A 17,774-nucleotide genomic window follows, 5' to 3' on the forward strand; every position below is an offset into this window, starting at 1 on the left:
TATCACACTTTCTATCAAATCAGTTTTTATTTTTGTAGATCTCATGCACAGCCGAGACCAGATAAAGCGAGCCGCACACCAGTGTCAGCCCATCGGAGTCCTGCTGTTTCATATTTTCTATCACGGTCAGCAGGCTGTTTTCAGCGGGCACTGCTTTTCCGCCAAGAGCGTTTATCAGCTCTGCAAGCTCCGACGCATTTTCGGCGCGGTCGGAGAAGCCGTCAACGGTGATGAAGCTGTCAACGTGAGGAATAAGCACGCTCAACGCCTCGTGGAGATTTTTGTCACGGCACATACCAATTACCGCATGACAAGGGCGCTTCCCTGCTATGACCTTTGCAAGTGCACGCACTCCATCGGGATTGTGACCGCCGTCCAGCATTACAAGGGGCTCGCGTGAAAGTATCTCCGTTCTGCCCGGCAGTACAGCATCTGCTATACCCTCGCGGATATCTTCATCGGAAAGACCAAGTTCACCACGCAGTATCTCACAGCCCTCTATGACAGAGAGCGCGTTATCCGTCTGATGTATGCCCGCCATGGAAGCATGGTAGTTTTTGTTCTTGTAGGTGAAGTCCGTTCCGTCAAGCCCCGAATTTTGTACTGATAGTTTATCATTGTCAGGTATAACAAAGCTCGAATCCATCTCACTCGCCTTATCTGCCACCACAGCCCTGACTTCCTCGGTGTTGCCCGCACTGAGTACGCAAGGCACTCCCCTTTTGATTATGCCTGCTTTCTGTGCGGCTATCTGCGCGACAGTATCGCCTAATATGGCGGTATGATCGAGGTCTACCTTGGTAATTACGGTCAGCAGGGGCGTAGTTATTATGTTGGTGCAGTCCAGCAGACCGCCCAGCCCTGTTTCAAGAACCACGATATCACAGCCCTGTTCCTCAAAGTACAGGAAAGCTATCGCCTGAGTTATCTCAAACTGCGAAAAGCCCGTATCTTCAGGGAATTGTGACACCGCCTCATGAACTTTGCCCGCCAACCTTGCAAGGGCTTCTCTGTCGATATTTCTGTCGTTCACCTGTATCCTGTCGGCGTACTCGATGATGAACGGTGAGGTGAAAAGCCCTGTTTTCAGCCCTGCGCGGACAAATACGCCGTCAAACATACGCGCAGTCGAACCCTTGCCATTAGTTCCCGCAATATGCACGAATCTCAGCCTGTCCTGCGGGTCGCCTATAGCCGCCATCAGCTTTTTTATGCGGCTAAGATCTTTCACGGGCTTTCCCGAATGCGAGAACCCGAATATGTATTCTATTGCCTTTTCGTTACTGTATTCAAACATTGTTTTCTCCCAAAAAATCCCCGAGAGTTCGACCCTCGGGGAAGATTTTATTATGAATTTGCATCGAAGCCGCCGCGGTTGAAGAACAGTTCTCTGATAGCCAGAGCGCAGCCCGACAGGAAGCGGTGCTTGTCTTCGATTATAGAAGTCTCGATCTTGCCTGCAACCAGGGGACCACCTATCTCGTTGAGGGCATTTCTGATGCGGTTGAAATCCACCTCGCTGTTAGTGTGGTTTGTGAAGTGGTGCAGAACTATCTTCTGAGGATTGGTGGAGAAATACAGGTTGTTTATCAGCACAGCGGTCAGCTTGATCTCGCTGTCGATAACTTCCTTGACAGCAGGATCGTCCTTATCGTATGCTGTCTGCACCATATCCATTTTAATGTTCTTGAAGCTGCCCTTGGATGCCTCATAGAGGTAAGGTGTCCTATCGGGGGAGTATACCTCGCTCAGCTTTGCAAATGTAGCAGAAGGAGTGATCTCGTTCTCAACACAGCCGCGTCTGCCGCACTTTTCACATACTCTCTCGCTGTAAGGATTGATGATCATCTTATCAACGAAGCCTGTTCTGTTATCATACGAAACGATAGGCTCGTTGAGGTTTGTCACAACGAAGTTCATATTATTGCCGTACTGCAGGAAAGCGATATTCTGTCTGTTGGGATCCTTGGTCTTGAGGAAGTCGATGTTCGCCATAGCGGTGCCCTTTACAGAGTTATCGAACACCAGAGGCAGATCGGTATAGCCCCTGATAAGGTTGCGTACCTTTGAATAATCGGGGATACCGTCCTTGACTTCAACGCCAAGCTTCTCATACATTGTGGGGAATACGCCGAAACCTATGCCCAGGATAGAGTTCTTATCCAGGCAGTTATCAGCCAGTACTTCCTTTATGGACTTCCTTACGAAGTCGAAAATTGCATTGTACTCGATGGTATGATCGATCGAAAGATTTCTCTTATCAAGAACTGCGCCTGCCAGAGTGGAAAGGCCCACGCTGACTATGTCCTCTTCAAGAGTTACGCCGATAACGAACTTATAGTGATGGTTGATATCTATAAGTATCTTCTTTCTGCCGCGGGGCGCTTTCTCGGTGATGTGCTTGTACTCGCCTATCTCCTGGATGATGCCCTGCTCGATCATTTCATTTGTAATAATAGTTACAGCTGCCCTGGTAAGTTCCAAAGTGCCTGCGATATCTATTCGCGACGTAGGTCCCCTCTGCTTCAGAATTTTGAGGACCTGCATCCTGTTGCGCCTTTTCAGGTCAAGCTTACTGATACCATGCTGTTCCATATCCCTGTTCCCTCCGAACCATATATTTATTGTAAGAAAGTTTAATATAATTCTTTGGATTTAATTATATCAGATAATTATTAAATAAATATGAACATTCAATTAGCATTTAACCATCGTGTCAAGTTTTACAATTTGTTAACTTTCTTTCTCGTTTAGTGCAAATCCCACAAACCTCCATGAGAAATTTGTGGGATAATACTGAACATATTATTTATAGTAAACGACATTGAAATTGCTACTTTGCAAACTTCGCAAAAGCATATATCGAACTTTTACTCGTTTTCAAAGTGCAATTTCTAATGTCGTTAACTATAACGATATTACAGCATCTGAGATTCGTCAATATCGTCCTCTACCTCGCCGTTGAGGATATCCTTAAGGGTAGCCAGCTCCTCATCGGTAAGTGTTACGCCCTTAGCCATTCTTGTATGGTCGGGTGACCAGTCTCTGATATCATACTTTGCAGGGTGATCGCCCCAGCTTACCTTGTTCAGTTCCTTGGTCCAGCCCTTAGCGTTCTCGGAAAGCACACCTACGTGCTCCACGATCTCAAATTTCAGTTCTGCCATATTTATCTCTCCTTAATGTATTATTGACTGTCAGCTTCATTGCTTTCAGGCAGTTCGCTTGTTTTAACGGCATTCCTGCCGCGGCGGCGTACCGGTATCATGCCGGTGATCCTGTCCAGCGGTCCCAGAGTGCCGAATTCGATATAATCAAGTGCAAATTCATCTATGGACTTGCGGTATACTATTATCAGCGCGATAAGCTGTATCAGGAACAGGAACCAGCCCAGATCACTTAGTATCAGCGCACCAAGCAGAAGATCGAAAGATGCCACTGCCATGGCGATATAGCGCTTCTTCCTGTACATAACTATGGGTGCGGCGCACATGATGAACAGCACTCCCGCTCCGAATATATGGCTGAAAAGCAGCCATATCAGCGCCGAACACAGCACCTGACAGAACAGGAATATCTTTGGCGCATCCAGCTTTATACCAAAGGCATATCCCGCAGCCAGCACAAGTATCAGCGGTACGCACTTGAACAGCAGGTTGAGTCCTGCAAATGCCACAACTCCCGCGGCTATCAGCGAAAGCTTCTTAGTGCCCAGATTCGTTACCTTTTCAGCTATGCGCTTCGGCATAAAGCGGAAGAACAGGCTGCTTATGGATTCCATATTGATAACGAACACCGCACAGAACAGCGCAAGTACCACAAGGTACAGCAGTCTGTGGTGCATAAGGTCGGGTTCTTTGACGAGGACTGCCGTCATCATCATGACCAGCACGTTGCTGACTATCATCTTGCGGATATCCATTTTGAACGGCACTATCTTTTTAGAATCTATAGCACGTATAATGAACACGGTCATGTAGCTGGCGATAGTCGAAAGAGGCGGACCGTACAGACCTATTGTGGGTATCAGCACGATATTCAGCCCCACGTTTATAACGCCCGATATAAGGCTGGTGAACAACGAACGCTTTGTAAGCTTGCTGGCGAGGTAGATACTGCCCATAAACGTGGTCAGGCACGAGAATATGGTGGAGTATATCAGCAGCGGCGAATACCTGACACATTCGCGGAACTTGCTGTCTATCCACACCATCGTTATCGGCTGTACGATGAGCAGACAGCCTGCCGCCAGTATATAAAGCAGGCTCTGGTTGAAATCAAATACCTTTTCGTAGAACTTATCCCTGTCCTCGGAATCGTTCTCGGTTATGGCAGACATATTCCACGCCTGCCCGAACATCATATACACCGTAGCCACAAGGTTCGGTATCTTATACGCCGCAGAAAGCACGCCGTTCCTGTCCTCACCGATATAGTAGGTGGTCATGAAGCTGTCGGAGCTGTTGGTTATCAGCCACAGCAGCTGTGCAGGTATCAGCGGTACTGAATACTGAAGCATCGTCTGCAGAAGTTCCCTGTCGATAAACTTGAAGTCGATGTACTTCCAGAGTTTTGCCGCTATGGTCACGAATACGGCGGTTATCGCATCGGATAATATGGTGGATAGCAGGTACTTCTGGATACCCGTGTTCGCCCCGAGAAAATCCTCCGGCAGCACAAGGTAGAACAGTACCATAAAAAACAGCGTGAAGAACGTGGCGACTATGCCCGCCAACGCAAACAGCTGCACCTTTTCCATCGCCCGGACGAATGTTGTATACAACGTCTTTATGCCCGACATGAATACATACAAAAACAGCAGAACCGCGTAGCCGCTTATCCATTTATCCGCCACCCCGATAAGGCTGATAAGTCCAAGAAGCGCCGCGAATATCAGCATACCCGCGCCGCACACCACATTTCCGATGGTGAATACCTTTTTCTTATCGTAAGCCTTGTCCAATCCGAAGCGTATTATAGCTTCGCTGATGGTCATGGTAGCGAGGGGGATTATCCAGTTGGCTATCTGGGTGAGGTAATCAGTCCTGCCAAGTTCTGACTGTGTCAGATGTTTGGTATATATCGGCACAAGCAGCAGCACCAGCACTTTCGAGCTGAATGAGCCGATGGCAAAGACGATGGTGTTCATCATCAGCTTGCCGTAGCTTGAACCTATCCTTTTTTCACTCATTTTTTCTTTCCCTCATTGTTTAATAGAGATACTATATTAGTATAACACATATCCGCCATTATTGCAAGAATTTTATCAACAAATTTTCTCCAAGAGTGAATGGGATTTTATGCGTAGGGTCAAGCCTGTTCGTCAAGAGTGAGATCGTAGGCGGGTATGAATTCTTCCATAAACACCTCAACTTCGGGGATAGCAAGCTTGTGTATAGCTTCGATGGTGGATTTTTCTGCCGAAGCGAAATCCGCATTGCCCATCTTGCGCTCCTCGATACACTTTATCAGCGCCGAAAGCTTATCTGCGCCTTTGACAAGCTTCCAGAGCTCCTCTTCCTCATCGGTGGGCGAAAGCAGAGGCTCGTAATACTTTTTCAGATCATCGGGAAGATAGCCTATAAGGGTGTTTTTCGCCTTTTCCTCAACCTCGTTGTAAGCGCCCTTTATCTCCTTGCTGTAATACTTTATGGGTGTGGGGAGGTCACCTGTGATTATCTCGGTGGTATCGTGATACATCGCCAGAAGCGCACATCTTTCGGCATTAACGTTCCCGCCGAAGCGTTCGTTGCGGATAAGTGCCAGGGCATGGGCGATGAAAGCAACTTCAAGGGAATGTTCGCTGATATTCTCCTTGATGGTATTGCGCATCAGCGCCCAGCGGTTTATGTATTTCATACGTGATATAACAGCAAAAAATCTGTCCATATTTATGTACTCCTTATCTTGTTATCATATGGCTGAGGGTTCACTCTCCACCGCCCTTTGAGCGGTATTCGGTGGGTGTCATGCCCATCGTTTTGCGAAATACTCGCGTGAAGTATTTCTCGTCAGAGAAACCGCAGGAATAGGCGACTTCCTTGATACTGACAGTCCCCTCGGATAGCAGGTCTTTCGCAAGCTCCATTCTGCAATTGTTCAAAAAAGCGGACAGCGAATCACCCATCTCCCGACGAAACAGCGCTGAGATATAATCAGGTGAATAGTGGAATCTTTCAGCGATATCGGCAACCGTAAGCCTGCGGTGACAGTTTCGCCGCACCCACATAACTATCTCCCGCACAAGGGGGCTGATGCCCTGTTCTTCAATGCCCGCCTGATAGGAACATTCCAGCAGGAGCATTTTCAGCGCACATAGGGTCATTTCGGGGGCTGTGGTGTCTTCGCGGCGTGAACAATCAAGCATGATATCGAAAAGCCTGCGCAGTCTGCCTGTGTTGGCGACAGTGAAGCTTTCGGGGAGATGGCAGGCATAGTTTTCGGGAGGGGTGGTTTGCCATTGGCTTTCTGTACAAAAATGCGCCCACAAATATGACAATCTACCCTCACTGCGCCTTGTGCCGAAATGCTCCAGCCCGCGGGCAAGCAGTATAGTTTCGCCCGCACCTACGGCGAATTCTCTGTCATCCTGAGTGATAAATAGAGTACCTTCAAGCACCAGTATAAGCACATGGCAATCCAGCACACGGCGCATATGGAGAAAGCCGTCCTCAGCAATAAGACTGCCTGCCACCAGATATTTGAGGCTATCAAGTTCATTGGCAAAAAAATCCACGTCAGCACCCCGCTTTCCATGAGACAATTATAGCACCGGCATGGGCGGATGTCAATACAAGATGAACGCGTGAAAGTTAGCTGTACAATAAAAGAGACAGAAGTAAATAATCGGAAACTGCCAAAGCTCTCTTCCTTGGCATTTTCCACACACTCTCCGCTAAATTTCCGCAAAAAAGCACCCCCGTTCTCGGAGGTGCTTCTATTATCATTCAACTGAAATAATGTAGTAGTAAACAGGCTGTCCGCCGTTTATCAGGTTTACATCAAGGTTGGAGAATTTATTGCTTATCTGCTTATAAAGCGCTTCAGCCGCATCATCGGTAACGTCTGCACCGTAGATTATGGTGATGTATGAACTGTCGCCCTTTACAAGCTTCTTCGTCAGCTTGAATGCCGCCTTAGCAAGGTCTTTATCGACAAAGGAAAGCCTGCCGTTGTCCATCGCAAGTATCTCGCCCTGCTTGATGGAGTGACCCTCGTAATCCGAATCACGCGCCGCAAAGGTTATCTGTCCTGTGGATACCCTCTCGATAGCCGCTGTCATTTCGATACGGTTGGTATTGAAATCAGCATCGGGGTCATATGCCAGCATTGCCGACATACCCTGAGGTATCGTTCTTGTCTGGAGCACGCATACTTTTCTGTCAGCAAGCTTTACTGCCTGTTCTGCCGCCATGATGATATTCTTGTTGTTCGGCAGAACAAATACAGTCTTTGCGGGACAGCTCATGATAGCTTCAAGGATATCCTGTGTGGAAGGATTCATGGTCTGACCGCCCTTTACTACGCAGTCAACTCCCACATCCTTGAACAGAGTTTCGATGCCGTTACCTGCTGCTACTGCCACAAATCCGAACTCGTTGGTCTGCTCAGCGGGAACGAAAGAGCTCTTTGCCTTCTTCTGCTCCTTCTCGTGCTGGAGCTTCATGTTCTCCACCTTGGGGAAGTTTATATAACCGAATTCAAGACCTTTCTCGATAGCCTTGCCGGGGTTGTTGGTATGAACGTGTACCTTGATTATCTCATCGTCATCGACCACGACTACGCAGTCGCCGATAGTTTCAAGATAAGCTCTCAGCTTGGTGGGGTCGTCACAGTCGGGCTTCTTGGTTATCAGCATCTCGGTGCAGTAGGTGAAGTGAATCTCGGTATCATACTGACCTACTACGGACGAGAATGTATCTACCGTAACAGCTCCCTCAGCTTCGGTGGTCTTCTTTTCAGCGGGCTGAGCCTCCTGAACTACCACATCACCGCCGTTGAACACATCGCGCATAGCCTCGAAGATTATGAGAAGTCCCATGCCGCCTGCATCAACAACGCCTGCCTTAGCCAGTGCGGGCAGAAGCTTTGGTGTATTGTCCAGAGTTTTCTTTGCCTGGTCACAGACATCTGACATGACTGCTCTGGGGTCATTGGTGGATTTAAGTGTTTCTCTAGCCTTTTCAGCCGATTCTCTTGCAACTGTGAGTATAGTGCCCTCTGTGGGCTTCATAACCGATTTATAAGCGCCCTGAACACCAAGTTCAAGGGAATTTACAAGGTCTTCTGCGGACATCTCGGTCTTTCCTGCAAGACCCTTGGAGAATCCCCTGAATATCAGGGAGAGTATAACGCCCGAGTTTCCTCTTGCGCCCCTTAGCAGGCAGGAAGCCGCAGTGCTGGCAACAGTGCTTACAGGTACGTTATCGTCAAGGTTTTCCAGTTCAGCGACCGAGTTATTTATAGTCATGGACATATTTGAGCCTGTATCGCCGTCAGGAACGGGGAATACATTCAGTTCGTCCACAGACCTTTTTTTATTGGTGATACTGTGCGCACCGCTGATGAAAGCACGGCGCAGCATATTTCCGTTTATCACTATCAGTTCCTCCTAATCTATGATATGGACAGACCGTATAACAACGAAATATCAGTCGGTCATCTCATCAACATACACGTTGACTGACTTGACTGTTATACCTGCTTCATTAGTCAGCACGTAGTTTACCTTATGTATTATGCTGTCAACGATAGCGCCCACATTAACGCCGTATGTAACGGTGATATGCAGATCGACCACAAGCTCGTCGCCGTCCTGCGAGATTATCACGCCTTTAGTGGTATTCTGTCTTTTGAGCATGGCATTAACGCCCTGCTTAGCGCCGTATGCGTTCAGTCCCGCAACGCCGAAGCAATTTTCGGCAGTATTGGATATCAGCTGTCTGAGATAGCCGGTGGATACGCCAATAGTACCGAGATGATTTTTTATTTTGATCATACAAACGCCTCCCTTGGTGAAACAAAATCTATCAAGCTACATTATAACATATACCTTTAAATTTTGCAAGTGCTGTATAGAATTTTTATCATACTGTTAAGTCATTTTCACAGGACTGTCAGCATCGGCGGCAGTGGTCGGTAATTTTGGCGGTGCCGTACTTGACAAATCAGCTAAAGTAGTGTATAATATTAAAGTTGACTGAACAGATGCATCTTCGTTTTGAAGGAGGGCTTATTATGGCAAGAAACAGGTTTTGTCTCAGCTGTGCGCTTCGTCATGTGTTTTTCAATGACTTCGGTCTTGACCGCACGTTCATCATGAGCGATCTGGCTGCGCTTTTTCTTTATTATGCCGATAATGATGTTCTTCCTCAGCTGAGTGCTGATTACAACAGGCTGAACGTATGGCTGACCAAGGTGGAGCTCATCAGAAAGCCCCGCAAGGAAGAGTCTTATCCCATGCCCAAGGATTATCATGTAGATCTGAACAATGAGGAAGAGATACGCTCTTTCAAATTTGCACCCCAGATAAATATGCCCCAGGTGCCTGTGTATAAGATAGACAGTGACACCGCAGATCAGCTGGCAGAAGAGCTCAGTGCCATAGATGTGGCATCGCTGGCAGCATATGTCAGAGGAAAGGCTATCGCGGCAGGAGATCTTATTCTGGGTCACATCGAGGATGACGATCAGACCTGGTAAACGATAAAACAAAATACATCTTGTGGGACGAAAGCCCCGCAGGATGATATATACGCTGGTGTAGCACAGCCGGTAGTGCAGCTCATTCGTAATGAGCAGGTCGCAGGTTCGAATCCCGTCACCAGCTTTATGGTTAACACCATCGGGTCTTCCCGGGGGTGTTTACTAATAAGGATCGGATAACATCCTTATCTTGGTTTAATTGAATTGGTAAGCGCAGTCCGCTGGCATGACGTTATGTTGTGTCAGCGGGCTGTTGCTTTATGCCCTGAGAAGGGCTTTTTTATGCCTTTTTTTGATCAACAAATTCAAAAATGACCCTATATCTTCTGTATATCCTCCTCCAAAAGACCCATCGCCCTATGTACAGACAACTGTTTTTTGATTTAACCCGGACATATTTCTGCAAGAGTTGTACAAAAACGTACAACTTTTTGGGGGCAAAAGGGTGATAGTGAAAAAGATTATGATAACATTATCCCCCCGCCCTATACTCACCTATTGACAAACTACGAAAAATATGATATCATTATGATATCAAATAAATATACAGAGAGAACAAATAACGGAGGTAAGCTTATGGCAAACAAAAAAGCTATGCTGGAGATCAAAGGATACACCAAGACCTACGGAGAGGGCAAAAAAGCCGCGGACAATGTGTCCATAACCGTTGAAAGCGGCGATATCTACGGGTTCATCGGTCACAACGGCGCAGGCAAATCCACCACCATACGCGCTGTGGTGGGGGTGCTGGATTTCACCGAGGGGGATATTTTCATCGACGGTCATTCGGTGAAGACAGACTCTCTCGAATGTAAGAAGATAACCGCCTATATCCCCGATAATCCCGACCTTTACGAGAATCTAACTGGTATACAGTACCTTGATTTCATATCCGATGTCTTCGGCATAAGCGCATCTGAAAGACAGCAGCGCATAAAGAATTATGCAGACAGGTTCGAGATAACAGATTCTCTCGGCGACCTGATAAGCTCATATTCCCACGGCATGAAGCAGAAACTGGCGATAATCTCGGCGCTGATACACGAACCTAAGCTTCTTGTGCTGGACGAACCCTTTGTGGGACTTGACCCCAAAGCCGCTTTCATACTCAAACAGATAATGCACGAGATATGCGAAAAAGGCACAGCCATATTCTTCTCCACCCATGTGCTGGACGTTGCCGAAAAGCTCTGCAACAAGGTGGCTATCATCAAGCATGGCAGGATAATCGCTCAGGGAACGATGGAAGAACTCACCCGCGGCGAATCGCTGGAAGATGTTTTCCTGGAGGTAGCAGATGAATAAGAATATTATTTTGCTCAGAACTCTGCTGAAGTCCACAAGCAGAGCCAACTGCTATAAACACTGTAAGGACAAGAAAAAGCGCGGTAAGATAGTAGGAAGCTGGATAGGGGCTGTGTTACTGTATCTCATGCTGATGTGCTACTGTGTGGCAAACTGCATAGGTTACGGCAAATTCGGGCTGACAGCCTTTATCCCCGATATGTGCGCCATGGTGATATCCCTGCTGGCTTTCGTCTTCACCCTCTTCAAAACAAACGGATACCTCTTCGGCTTCAAGGAATACGATATGCTGATGTCACTGCCCTTTGAGCCGAAAAACATCGCGGCGTGCAAGTTCATGTATATGTATATCACCAGCCTGCCATGGTATATGAGCGTTTCGGTATCCATGCTGGCAGGATACGGCATATACGCAAAGCCCTCGTTAATAGTCTATCCCCTGTGGCTGATACTCTCGCTCCTTCTGCCCATAATACCCATGCTTGCGGCGGCATTCATCGGCTTTATCATCGCAAGGCTCGGCTCGGGCTTCAAAAACAAGACCATCGCCCAGACAGTCATCTCCATAGCTTTTGTGGGGCTGTGTTTCGGGCTGAGATTCTTCTTGCAGGATATGTTCCAGAACAATAAGGTGAAAGATACGCTGAACACCCTCTCCGCCACCACCGACAAGGCAAGCCGCATTTATCTGCCCATGAAGTGGTTCAAGGGCGCTGTCACCGACCTGAATGTACTGCATATGCTTATCTTCACAGCCGTGACCGTAGTCCTGTTCATCGTGACATTTATCCCCGTGGGCAGGTCATACCGAAAGATAAACTCCGCACTGAGATCACACGCGGCTTCCGGCGGATTCGTGATGAAAGAGCAGAAGCAGAAAAACCTTGTGAACGCCATAGCTTTCAAGGAATTCAGGCGCATGACAGGCTCCGTGGTATACATGACCAACGCTCTTATCGGCGAGATAATGTGCTTTGTGGCAGGCGTTGCGGTGCTGTTTATCGACCCTCAGAAAGTTTTAAGCTCCATGACAAAAGGTTCGCCCCTCACTGTAGAGATGCTTATCCCCGCATTGCCATTTATCGCATATTTCTTCGTGGGAATGGTAGCTACAACGGCATTCACCCCCTCTCTCGAAGGCAAGAACTACTGGATAGTGCAAAGCCTGCCCATCAGCAAAAAGACGCTCTATCAGGGCAAGATGCTCTTCAATATGTACCTGACAGTCCCCTTTGCGGTCTTCGCCACCCTGACTTTCAGCATATCGGCAAAGGCATCATTACTGAACACCTTGCTGCTTATCCTGCTGGTGATATGCCTGTGTGCGTTTTCCAGCGCATGGGGCTGTGTATGCGGCATAAAGCATATGCGCCTTGACTGGGAGAACGAGGTGGAAGTCATCAAGCAGGGCACAGCAGTTGTCATATATTTGTTCCCGAATATGTTCGTGACCATGGGACTTACCGTGCTGGTGGTATACCTTGGCACCATCATGTCCCCACTGCTTGTAACCGCAATACTGATACCCATAACCGCTGTACTGGCTCTGCTTTCGTACCTGAGAGCCATGTCCTTAGCCGAAAAGCGGGGGTAGTCCATCGACAATGCGTCAAAGCAGTGATATAATTAATTATCAAAATTTAGAGAGGTCAAAATGAAGACATTATATTTGATTGGCGGAACGATGGGTGTCGGCAAAACGGCGGTAAGCCAGCAGTTGAAAAAGGATTTGCCGAACAGCGTTTTTCTTGATGGGGACTGGTGTTGGGATGCAGACCCCTTTCAGGTGACAGAAGAAACGCAAGTTATGGTCATGCGTAACATCTGCTATTTGTTAAACAGCTTTCTCCACTGCACTGTATATGAAAACATTATTTTTTGCTGGGTTATGCACGAGCAGACTATTATTGACTCTATAACCGATAGACTGGACACAGAAGATTGCAAAGTCATAAAAATCTCTCTTACAATTGACGAAATAAATCTGCGGAATCGTTTATCCTCCGACATTGCACGTGGAATCCGTACCGCAGATGTCATCGAGAGAAGTCTTGCAAGAATCTATAAGTATTCAGCACTTAACACTGTAAAAGTCGATACAAGCAATAAGACTATTAGTGAAATAGCGGATGAAATAATTGCTCTATGATGCTGACAATTTATGATTTATCTGAGCAGATAAAATAAATACAATGCCCCGAAGCGCTTTTGAAACGCTTCGGGGTAAAACTTCTATATGGGTATCCGTCATAAACATCATTCGCGCCGCATCAGTGAATGTCTGTGGATAAAGAACTCTTCCTGACTTGGCTGCCATGCCTTTTCCTTTGGCGGAAAAAGCGAATCGTACTCAGCCACCGCCTGTTCATCGTCGCAAGGGTCAGCGGCATCGTTCTGATGATAATACCATTTTCTGCCATCGAACACACCGTCTTTCAGTGTCTTAACCAGCAGTGCCGACGGGTAGATATCTCCCTCAAAGCATACGTTGTACTTCAGACAGCTTTTATAGCCCCGTGCAACGTAGTTATCGGGGTTGCCGAAGTTTATCACGGTATCATAGCCCATCTCTTCAGCCAGCCTGAAAGTATGTTCAAGCAGTGCCTTGCCAAGCCCCTGACGCTGATAGCCCTTTCTCACACAGAGAGGTCCCATAGTCAGCACGGTCTTCCTGTTGCCCTGTTCATCGGTGATATCCGATTCCGAGTACATCACACAGCCCAGTATCATGCCATCGCTTTCGAGTACGTAGTCAAGCTGTGGCAGAAACGCCTTGTGCTGTCTGAGAAGATGTATAAAGTAGTGCTCACTGCACCCCGGAACGCTGAGATTCCAGAACGCGTCACGAGCCATTTCTTCTACCTCACGGTAGTCCTTTTCTGTTTCCTGTCGAATGATATAGTCTGTAATTTTCATTTTTTATCCTCCTGATAGTGTTGACCGCCCACGGGAGGTTTGTGCAGATAGTATTCGCAAACCTTCCCGTTTACGCTGCTATCTCCATTTTGCAATTTGTCAAAAAGACAACTCCTTATAATTTAAAATAAGGCACGGAGCTTATCCGTGCCAAGTGCGGGTGACAGGACTTGAACCTGCACACCATTCGGCATTAGAACCTAAATCTAACGTGTCTGCCAATTTCACCACACCCGCATATATACTGCCGATTTAATCTGCCGACAGAAACAGTTTTATGCTTTAATAATATTCAACTGATTTTTGTCTAAATCAAACTCAGCAACAATTATATCACCAAGCAGATGACGATATGTTCTGACATAATACTCAGCCAAGGACTCACGCTTTTTGTCGTGATAGTTTTTTAGAATAACTATGTACTTAGTATATGTATTATCCACGAAAGTCAAAAAGAAAGCCGCTTCATTCAACGCGCGTATCTTTGCGGAAGGAACATTTCCTGTTTCAGTCCAAGTATACCTTTTACATTCAATAACGATTCTTTCTTCTTTATTCACAATATCGAAGAAATGATCCTTTTCAGGCTTTCCAATTGGAAGTCCGACTTCCATTTCAAACTTTCCTTTATATTCGGGCTTTGATTCTAACCATTTAAATACAGCCTTTTGAAATTCTTTTCCCCAATGAGGGTGCTCGCTATTACTCATAGTGTTTCTCCAAAGACGTAGATAAACTCAAATCAGGTATACCACACCCGCATATAAAATACCGCCCCCGATAAGTACCGAAGGCGATAAATGAGCCATTGGAGATTCGAACTCCAGACCCTTTGATTAAAAGTCAAATGCTCTGCCAACTGAGCTAATGGCTCATTTGCTCTGAGATATCTCTCATAACAACTCATATATTATAACATCTTTTTAGCGATATGTCAAGTGCTTTTCAAAAAAATTTTCAGAAAAATAGTTTGTGCAGAAAATTCCTTATCACACCGCCCAAAAAATCATCTGCCACAGCTATCAGTAACAGTGCGCAGAAAAGCCCGCAGGTCACCCCACCAAGGAGTGCTGCAAATATCTCTCGCCTGATAAGGTGCAGTTCTTCCGCAAGTACAGGTATGCTTTCGTCGCGGCTCATGAACACTACCTCGGTCTCATTCAGCTTTTTATACCGCTTCGCCCTGCCGCTAGTGGTGGAAAGAAAGTACATTTCCTCGTGTTCGGAGTTAGGCGGCTTGCACTCCACCGTGACACTATATTTATGGTATCTCGTGCGTCCGCTGCCGCATTTCAGCATATTATAATCCATAACCTTTGCGGGTACTTTAATACCATTTCTCTTGAAGACCTTTATCCGCTTGATGTCCGTAACTGCTTTATACAGCATATACCACGTTATCAGCGCTGAAAGCACCAAGGGGAAAACTATCTCTTTTATTACCCCCGAAGTTCCCAGTTCTCTCATATGTTATCTCCCAATAAAAACAGGGCTGCCATTAATTGACAGCCCCCACCGAATCATTATCTGATTTATACTCTTTCTGCTACCAGAGTACCCATTTCCTTGCAGCCTACCTGCTTCATGCCCTCGGACATTATATCGCCTGTGCGGTAGCCCTCAGCCAGTACCTGCTTTACAGCGGCGTCGATAGCATCAGCTTCCTTGTCCATATCGAAGGAATATCTCAGCATCATCGAAGTGGAAAGTATGGTAGCCAGAGGGTTAGCCTTGTCCTGACCTGCTATATCGGGTGCAGAACCGTGGCTGGGCTCGTACAGACCGAACTTTGTATCGTTCAGCGAAGCGGAAGCCAGCATACCCAGAGAGCCGCTTACCATCGCAGCTTCATCGGAAAGGATATCGCCGAACATATTCTCGGTGAGTATAACATCGAACTGCTTGGGGTCACGTACCAGCTGCATAGCGCAGTTATCCACCAGCATATGCTCCAGCTCTACCTCGGGGTAGTCCTTAGCAACTTCGTTTACTATCTTTCTCCAAAGTCTTGAAGAATCCAGAACGTTAGCCTTATCAACGCTTGTTACCTTCTTGCGGCGCTTCATAGCGATATCGAAGCCCTTGATAGCTATACGTCTGATCTCTTCCTCGTTGTAGGTCAGGGTATCAACAGCGGTCATCTTGCCGTCAACTTCCTCGGTCTTTCTTGCGCCGAAGTAAAGTCCGCCTGTAAGCTCACGCATTATCATCATATCGAAACCGCCCTCGATGATATCGCTTCTCAGGGGGCAGGCGAATTTCAGCTCGTCATAAAGATTAGCGGGACGCAGGTTAGCGAACAGTCCCAGCTCTTTTCTTATCTTCAGCAGACCTGCCTCGGGACGGAGGTTGGGAGCCAGCTTGTACCAGGGAGAAGTGGAAGTATTTCCGCCTATGGCACCCAGCAGAACAGCATCGGCAGCCTTAGCGGTGGCAACAGCCTCATCTGTCAGCGGAACGCCGCAGGCATCTATGGAACAGCCGCCCATAAGTATATCTGTGTATTCAAAACTGTGCCCGAATTTCGCAGCCACAGCGTCAAGCACCTTTATAGCCTCTGTAACTATCTCGGGACCTATACCGTCGCCCTTGATGACCGTGATCTTCTTGTTCATGTCAATTACTCCTTTAGCCTTTCGGCAGAATTATTAATGATTATAGTATAACATCTGCGGACCCGCTTGTCAATATCACCCTTTTGCTGAGGATGATTCTTCTGAGAACCTCTTTTTGAATTCAGCATACTTTTTCTTCAGCGAAACATTGCTCTTGCTGAAATCACAGAATTCGTTATACTGCTGATCTTCTTCCTCAAGGGTCTTCTTTTTGAGGATATCGAAGATATTATGAGTATACTCGGCACATTCCTGCCACTGCTCATCGACCTCTTTAGCGTGAGTAGTGTCAATATCATAGTGATCTACCAGATATTTGCCAAGATAGAGAGTATTCTTCTCGTTGCCGAAAACATTCAGATGGTCGCCGTTGTAATAGTCGGTGTTCTCATCGATGCCGATGTTCTCATCGTACTCGAAATTTACGTAATCGTAGCCCGCATCGGTTATCATCTTTTTCAGCTCTTCATCAGCTTCGGCAGGAAGCTTGTCCTTGTGGGGAGTACGTATGAACAACACGTTCTCCAGCCCCAGCTCATGACAGTGTTCCAGAGTCGCTGTGAGGTTCTTTATGCCGTATTCGCCCAGTTTATGTTTTCTTTTCTTGGTCTTCTTAACTGCCGAATCAGTGGTGGTCCTTGTGCCGAAGCTCTTCATCATCGAAACATCGCCCCTGCTGTTGAGCCACAGCTGATACTGTCTGCTTGCGAGCATCATGGGGTGTTTCCAGTTATCGTGGTATTTCAGCAGACCCACATAGTAGTCGGGACGTTCATCCTCATCTACTTCCTTCTGGATAAGTTCAAACCACTGCTTGTCTTTTTTGATATTATCTATCCACTTGCGCTTTACGCCCTCCTGATACGGATGGTCGCTGTTGTAGAAAAATCCGTTGACCTCAAACACAACTACCTGAGGCTTCTGCCTTGACACAAAGGTATCCAGCATCGAGTTATACAAATGACCCGGTGCAGCCTCAAAAGCCAGATTGTAGCTGGTGAATCCGTATTCATCGTAGGCGATGGGCGGCGAGAAGTCAGCATAGACCTCGCTGCAGCCTATAAGCGCAACATCAAGTGTATTTTCAGGTTCGCGATAGAAGTTCCGCACATGAGTTTCCGAGCTGATAGCTGTATACTGCATCACCCATGATAAAAGCACGAATAACAGCAGCATTACGATACCCAGCGACGAAAGCTTCACCGCACGTTTCATCTTATTGCTTTTCATATG

At 47.0% G+C, this 17,774-nt stretch carries 17 protein-coding genes and 3 tRNA genes; 5 read left to right on the top strand and 15 right to left on the bottom strand.

Features of this window, described 5'->3' with window-relative positions; genetic code table 11:
- Nucleotides 1–19: 19 nt before the first annotated feature.
- The 8 genes from BM265_RS03955 to BM265_RS03990 all read right to left on the bottom strand — a co-directional run bounded on the left by BM265_RS03955 (nt 20) and on the right by BM265_RS03990 (nt 8,998).
- Nucleotides 20–1,297, bottom strand: a complete 1,278-nt coding sequence (locus tag BM265_RS03955; protein WP_074960200.1) for a bifunctional folylpolyglutamate synthase/dihydrofolate synthase — start codon at nt 1,295–1,297, stop codon at nt 20–22.
- 50 nt (nt 1,298–1,347) lie between these two features.
- A complete protein-coding gene (locus BM265_RS03960; protein ID WP_074960202.1) occupies nt 1,348–2,595 on the bottom strand; it encodes an ROK family transcriptional regulator in 1,248 nt (415 codons plus the stop codon).
- Nucleotides 2,596–2,918: 323 nt separating this feature from the next.
- Complete coding sequence (locus BM265_RS03965) at nt 2,919–3,167, bottom strand: YdbC family protein (RefSeq protein WP_024857565.1); 249 nt, start codon at nt 3,165–3,167, stop codon at nt 2,919–2,921.
- 20 nt (nt 3,168–3,187) lie between these two features.
- Nucleotides 3,188–5,191: a lipopolysaccharide biosynthesis protein gene (locus tag BM265_RS03970; RefSeq protein ID WP_074960204.1), complete on the bottom strand. Its 2,004-nt coding sequence runs from the start codon at nt 5,189–5,191 to the stop codon at nt 3,188–3,190.
- Nucleotides 5,192–5,310: 119 nt separating this feature from the next.
- Entirely contained in the window at nt 5,311–5,889 is a 579-nt protein-coding gene (gene yfbR, locus BM265_RS03975; protein ID WP_074960206.1) for a 5'-deoxynucleotidase, read from the bottom strand.
- Nucleotides 5,890–5,929: 40 nt separating this feature from the next.
- Nucleotides 5,930–6,736, bottom strand: a complete 807-nt coding sequence (locus BM265_RS03980; RefSeq protein WP_074960208.1) for a helix-turn-helix transcriptional regulator — start codon at nt 6,734–6,736, stop codon at nt 5,930–5,932.
- Nucleotides 6,737–6,943: 207 nt separating this feature from the next.
- The gene (locus tag BM265_RS03985) at nt 6,944–8,599 is read right to left on the bottom strand and encodes a DAK2 domain-containing protein (protein ID WP_074960209.1); all 1,656 of its coding nucleotides are present in this window, start codon (nt 8,597–8,599) and stop codon (nt 6,944–6,946) included.
- 51 nt (nt 8,600–8,650) lie between these two features.
- Nucleotides 8,651–8,998, bottom strand: coding sequence for an Asp23/Gls24 family envelope stress response protein (locus tag BM265_RS03990; protein WP_074832072.1), 348 nt, complete (start codon nt 8,996–8,998; stop codon nt 8,651–8,653).
- 239 nt (nt 8,999–9,237) lie between these two features.
- Here BM265_RS03990 and BM265_RS03995 point away from each other — a divergent pair, with 239 nt between their 5' ends.
- The 5 genes from BM265_RS03995 (at nt 9,238) to BM265_RS04015 (ending at nt 13,159) form a co-directional block, all read left to right on the top strand.
- Nucleotides 9,238–9,702: a hypothetical protein gene (locus tag BM265_RS03995; protein WP_074960211.1), complete on the top strand. Its 465-nt coding sequence runs from the start codon at nt 9,238–9,240 to the stop codon at nt 9,700–9,702.
- Nucleotides 9,703–9,756: 54 nt separating this feature from the next.
- A tRNA-Thr gene (locus BM265_RS04000) sits at nt 9,757–9,829 on the top strand.
- Between the two features lie 470 nt (nt 9,830–10,299).
- Entirely contained in the window at nt 10,300–11,010 is a 711-nt protein-coding gene (locus BM265_RS04005; protein WP_074960259.1) for an ABC transporter ATP-binding protein, read from the top strand.
- A complete protein-coding gene (locus BM265_RS04010) occupies nt 11,003–12,604 on the top strand; it encodes a putative ABC transporter permease subunit (protein WP_074960213.1) in 1,602 nt (533 codons plus the stop codon). Before BM265_RS04005 ends, BM265_RS04010 begins: the two co-directional genes overlap by 8 nt.
- 60 nt (nt 12,605–12,664) lie before the next feature.
- Nucleotides 12,665–13,159, top strand: a complete 495-nt coding sequence (locus BM265_RS04015) for an AAA family ATPase (RefSeq protein ID WP_074960215.1) — start codon at nt 12,665–12,667, stop codon at nt 13,157–13,159.
- A 107-nt stretch (nt 13,160–13,266) separates the two neighbouring features.
- On the opposite strand, the gene BM265_RS04020 is transcribed toward BM265_RS04015, so the two are convergent.
- The 7 genes from BM265_RS04020 to BM265_RS04050 form a co-directional block, all read right to left on the bottom strand.
- Entirely contained in the window at nt 13,267–13,926 is a 660-nt protein-coding gene (locus BM265_RS04020; RefSeq protein ID WP_074960217.1) for a GNAT family N-acetyltransferase, read from the bottom strand.
- Nucleotides 13,927–14,081: 155 nt separating this feature from the next.
- Nucleotides 14,082–14,163 (bottom strand) — tRNA-Leu (locus BM265_RS04025).
- Nucleotides 14,164–14,201: 38 nt separating this feature from the next.
- A complete protein-coding gene (locus tag BM265_RS04030; protein ID WP_074960219.1) occupies nt 14,202–14,636 on the bottom strand; it encodes a hypothetical protein in 435 nt (144 codons plus the stop codon).
- A 91-nt stretch (nt 14,637–14,727) separates the two neighbouring features.
- Nucleotides 14,728–14,800: transfer RNA gene (locus tag BM265_RS04035), tRNA-Lys, on the bottom strand.
- An 83-nt stretch (nt 14,801–14,883) separates the two neighbouring features.
- A complete protein-coding gene (locus tag BM265_RS04040; protein ID WP_074960221.1) occupies nt 14,884–15,393 on the bottom strand; it encodes a hypothetical protein in 510 nt (169 codons plus the stop codon).
- A gap of 65 nt (nt 15,394–15,458) precedes the next feature.
- The gene (gene leuB, locus BM265_RS04045; protein WP_074960222.1) at nt 15,459–16,541 is read right to left on the bottom strand and encodes a 3-isopropylmalate dehydrogenase; all 1,083 of its coding nucleotides are present in this window, start codon (nt 16,539–16,541) and stop codon (nt 15,459–15,461) included.
- Between the two features lie 75 nt (nt 16,542–16,616).
- Nucleotides 16,617–17,771 (bottom strand): hypothetical protein, encoded by a 1,155-nt coding sequence (locus tag BM265_RS04050; protein ID WP_074960224.1) that lies wholly within the window; start codon nt 17,769–17,771, stop codon nt 16,617–16,619.
- Between the last annotated feature and the right edge of the window lie 3 nt (nt 17,772–17,774).

Origin of the sequence: Hominimerdicola alba (assembly GCF_900112155.1) — a bacterium.
GTDB classification, from domain to species: domain Bacteria; phylum Bacillota; class Clostridia; order Oscillospirales; family Ruminococcaceae; genus Hominimerdicola; species Hominimerdicola alba_D.

Bases quoted from the DNA above. Each gene is read 5' to 3' on its own strand.
- BM265_RS04030 (WP_074960219.1), bottom strand. From the start codon at position 14,636: ATGAGTAATAGCGAGCACCCTCATTGGGGAAAAGAATTTCAAAAGGCT.
- BM265_RS03990 (WP_074832072.1), bottom strand. From the start codon at position 8,998: ATGATCAAAATAAAAAATCATCTCGGTACTATTGGCGTATCCACCGGC.
- BM265_RS04015 (WP_074960215.1), top strand. From the start codon at position 12,665: ATGAAGACATTATATTTGATTGGCGGAACGATGGGTGTCGGCAAAACG.
- leuB (WP_074960222.1), bottom strand. From the start codon at position 16,541: ATGAACAAGAAGATCACGGTCATCAAGGGCGACGGTATAGGTCCCGAG.
- BM265_RS03955 (WP_074960200.1), bottom strand. From the start codon at position 1,297: ATGTTTGAATACAGTAACGAAAAGGCAATAGAATACATATTCGGGTTC.
- BM265_RS04010 (WP_074960213.1), top strand. From the start codon at position 11,003: ATGAATAAGAATATTATTTTGCTCAGAACTCTGCTGAAGTCCACAAGC.
- BM265_RS04050 (WP_074960224.1), bottom strand. From the start codon at position 17,771: ATGAAAAGCAATAAGATGAAACGTGCGGTGAAGCTTTCGTCGCTGGGT.
- BM265_RS04020 (WP_074960217.1), bottom strand. From the start codon at position 13,926: ATGAAAATTACAGACTATATCATTCGACAGGAAACAGAAAAGGACTAC.
- BM265_RS03965 (WP_024857565.1), bottom strand. From the start codon at position 3,167: ATGGCAGAACTGAAATTTGAGATCGTGGAGCACGTAGGTGTGCTTTCC.
- BM265_RS04005 (WP_074960259.1), top strand. From the start codon at position 10,300: ATGCTGGAGATCAAAGGATACACCAAGACCTACGGAGAGGGCAAAAAA.
- yfbR (WP_074960206.1), bottom strand. From the start codon at position 5,889: ATGGACAGATTTTTTGCTGTTATATCACGTATGAAATACATAAACCGC.
- BM265_RS03970 (WP_074960204.1), bottom strand. From the start codon at position 5,191: ATGAGTGAAAAAAGGATAGGTTCAAGCTACGGCAAGCTGATGATGAAC.
- BM265_RS03995 (WP_074960211.1), top strand. From the start codon at position 9,238: ATGGCAAGAAACAGGTTTTGTCTCAGCTGTGCGCTTCGTCATGTGTTT.
- BM265_RS04040 (WP_074960221.1), bottom strand. From the start codon at position 15,393: ATGAGAGAACTGGGAACTTCGGGGGTAATAAAAGAGATAGTTTTCCCC.
- BM265_RS03960 (WP_074960202.1), bottom strand. From the start codon at position 2,595: ATGGAACAGCATGGTATCAGTAAGCTTGACCTGAAAAGGCGCAACAGG.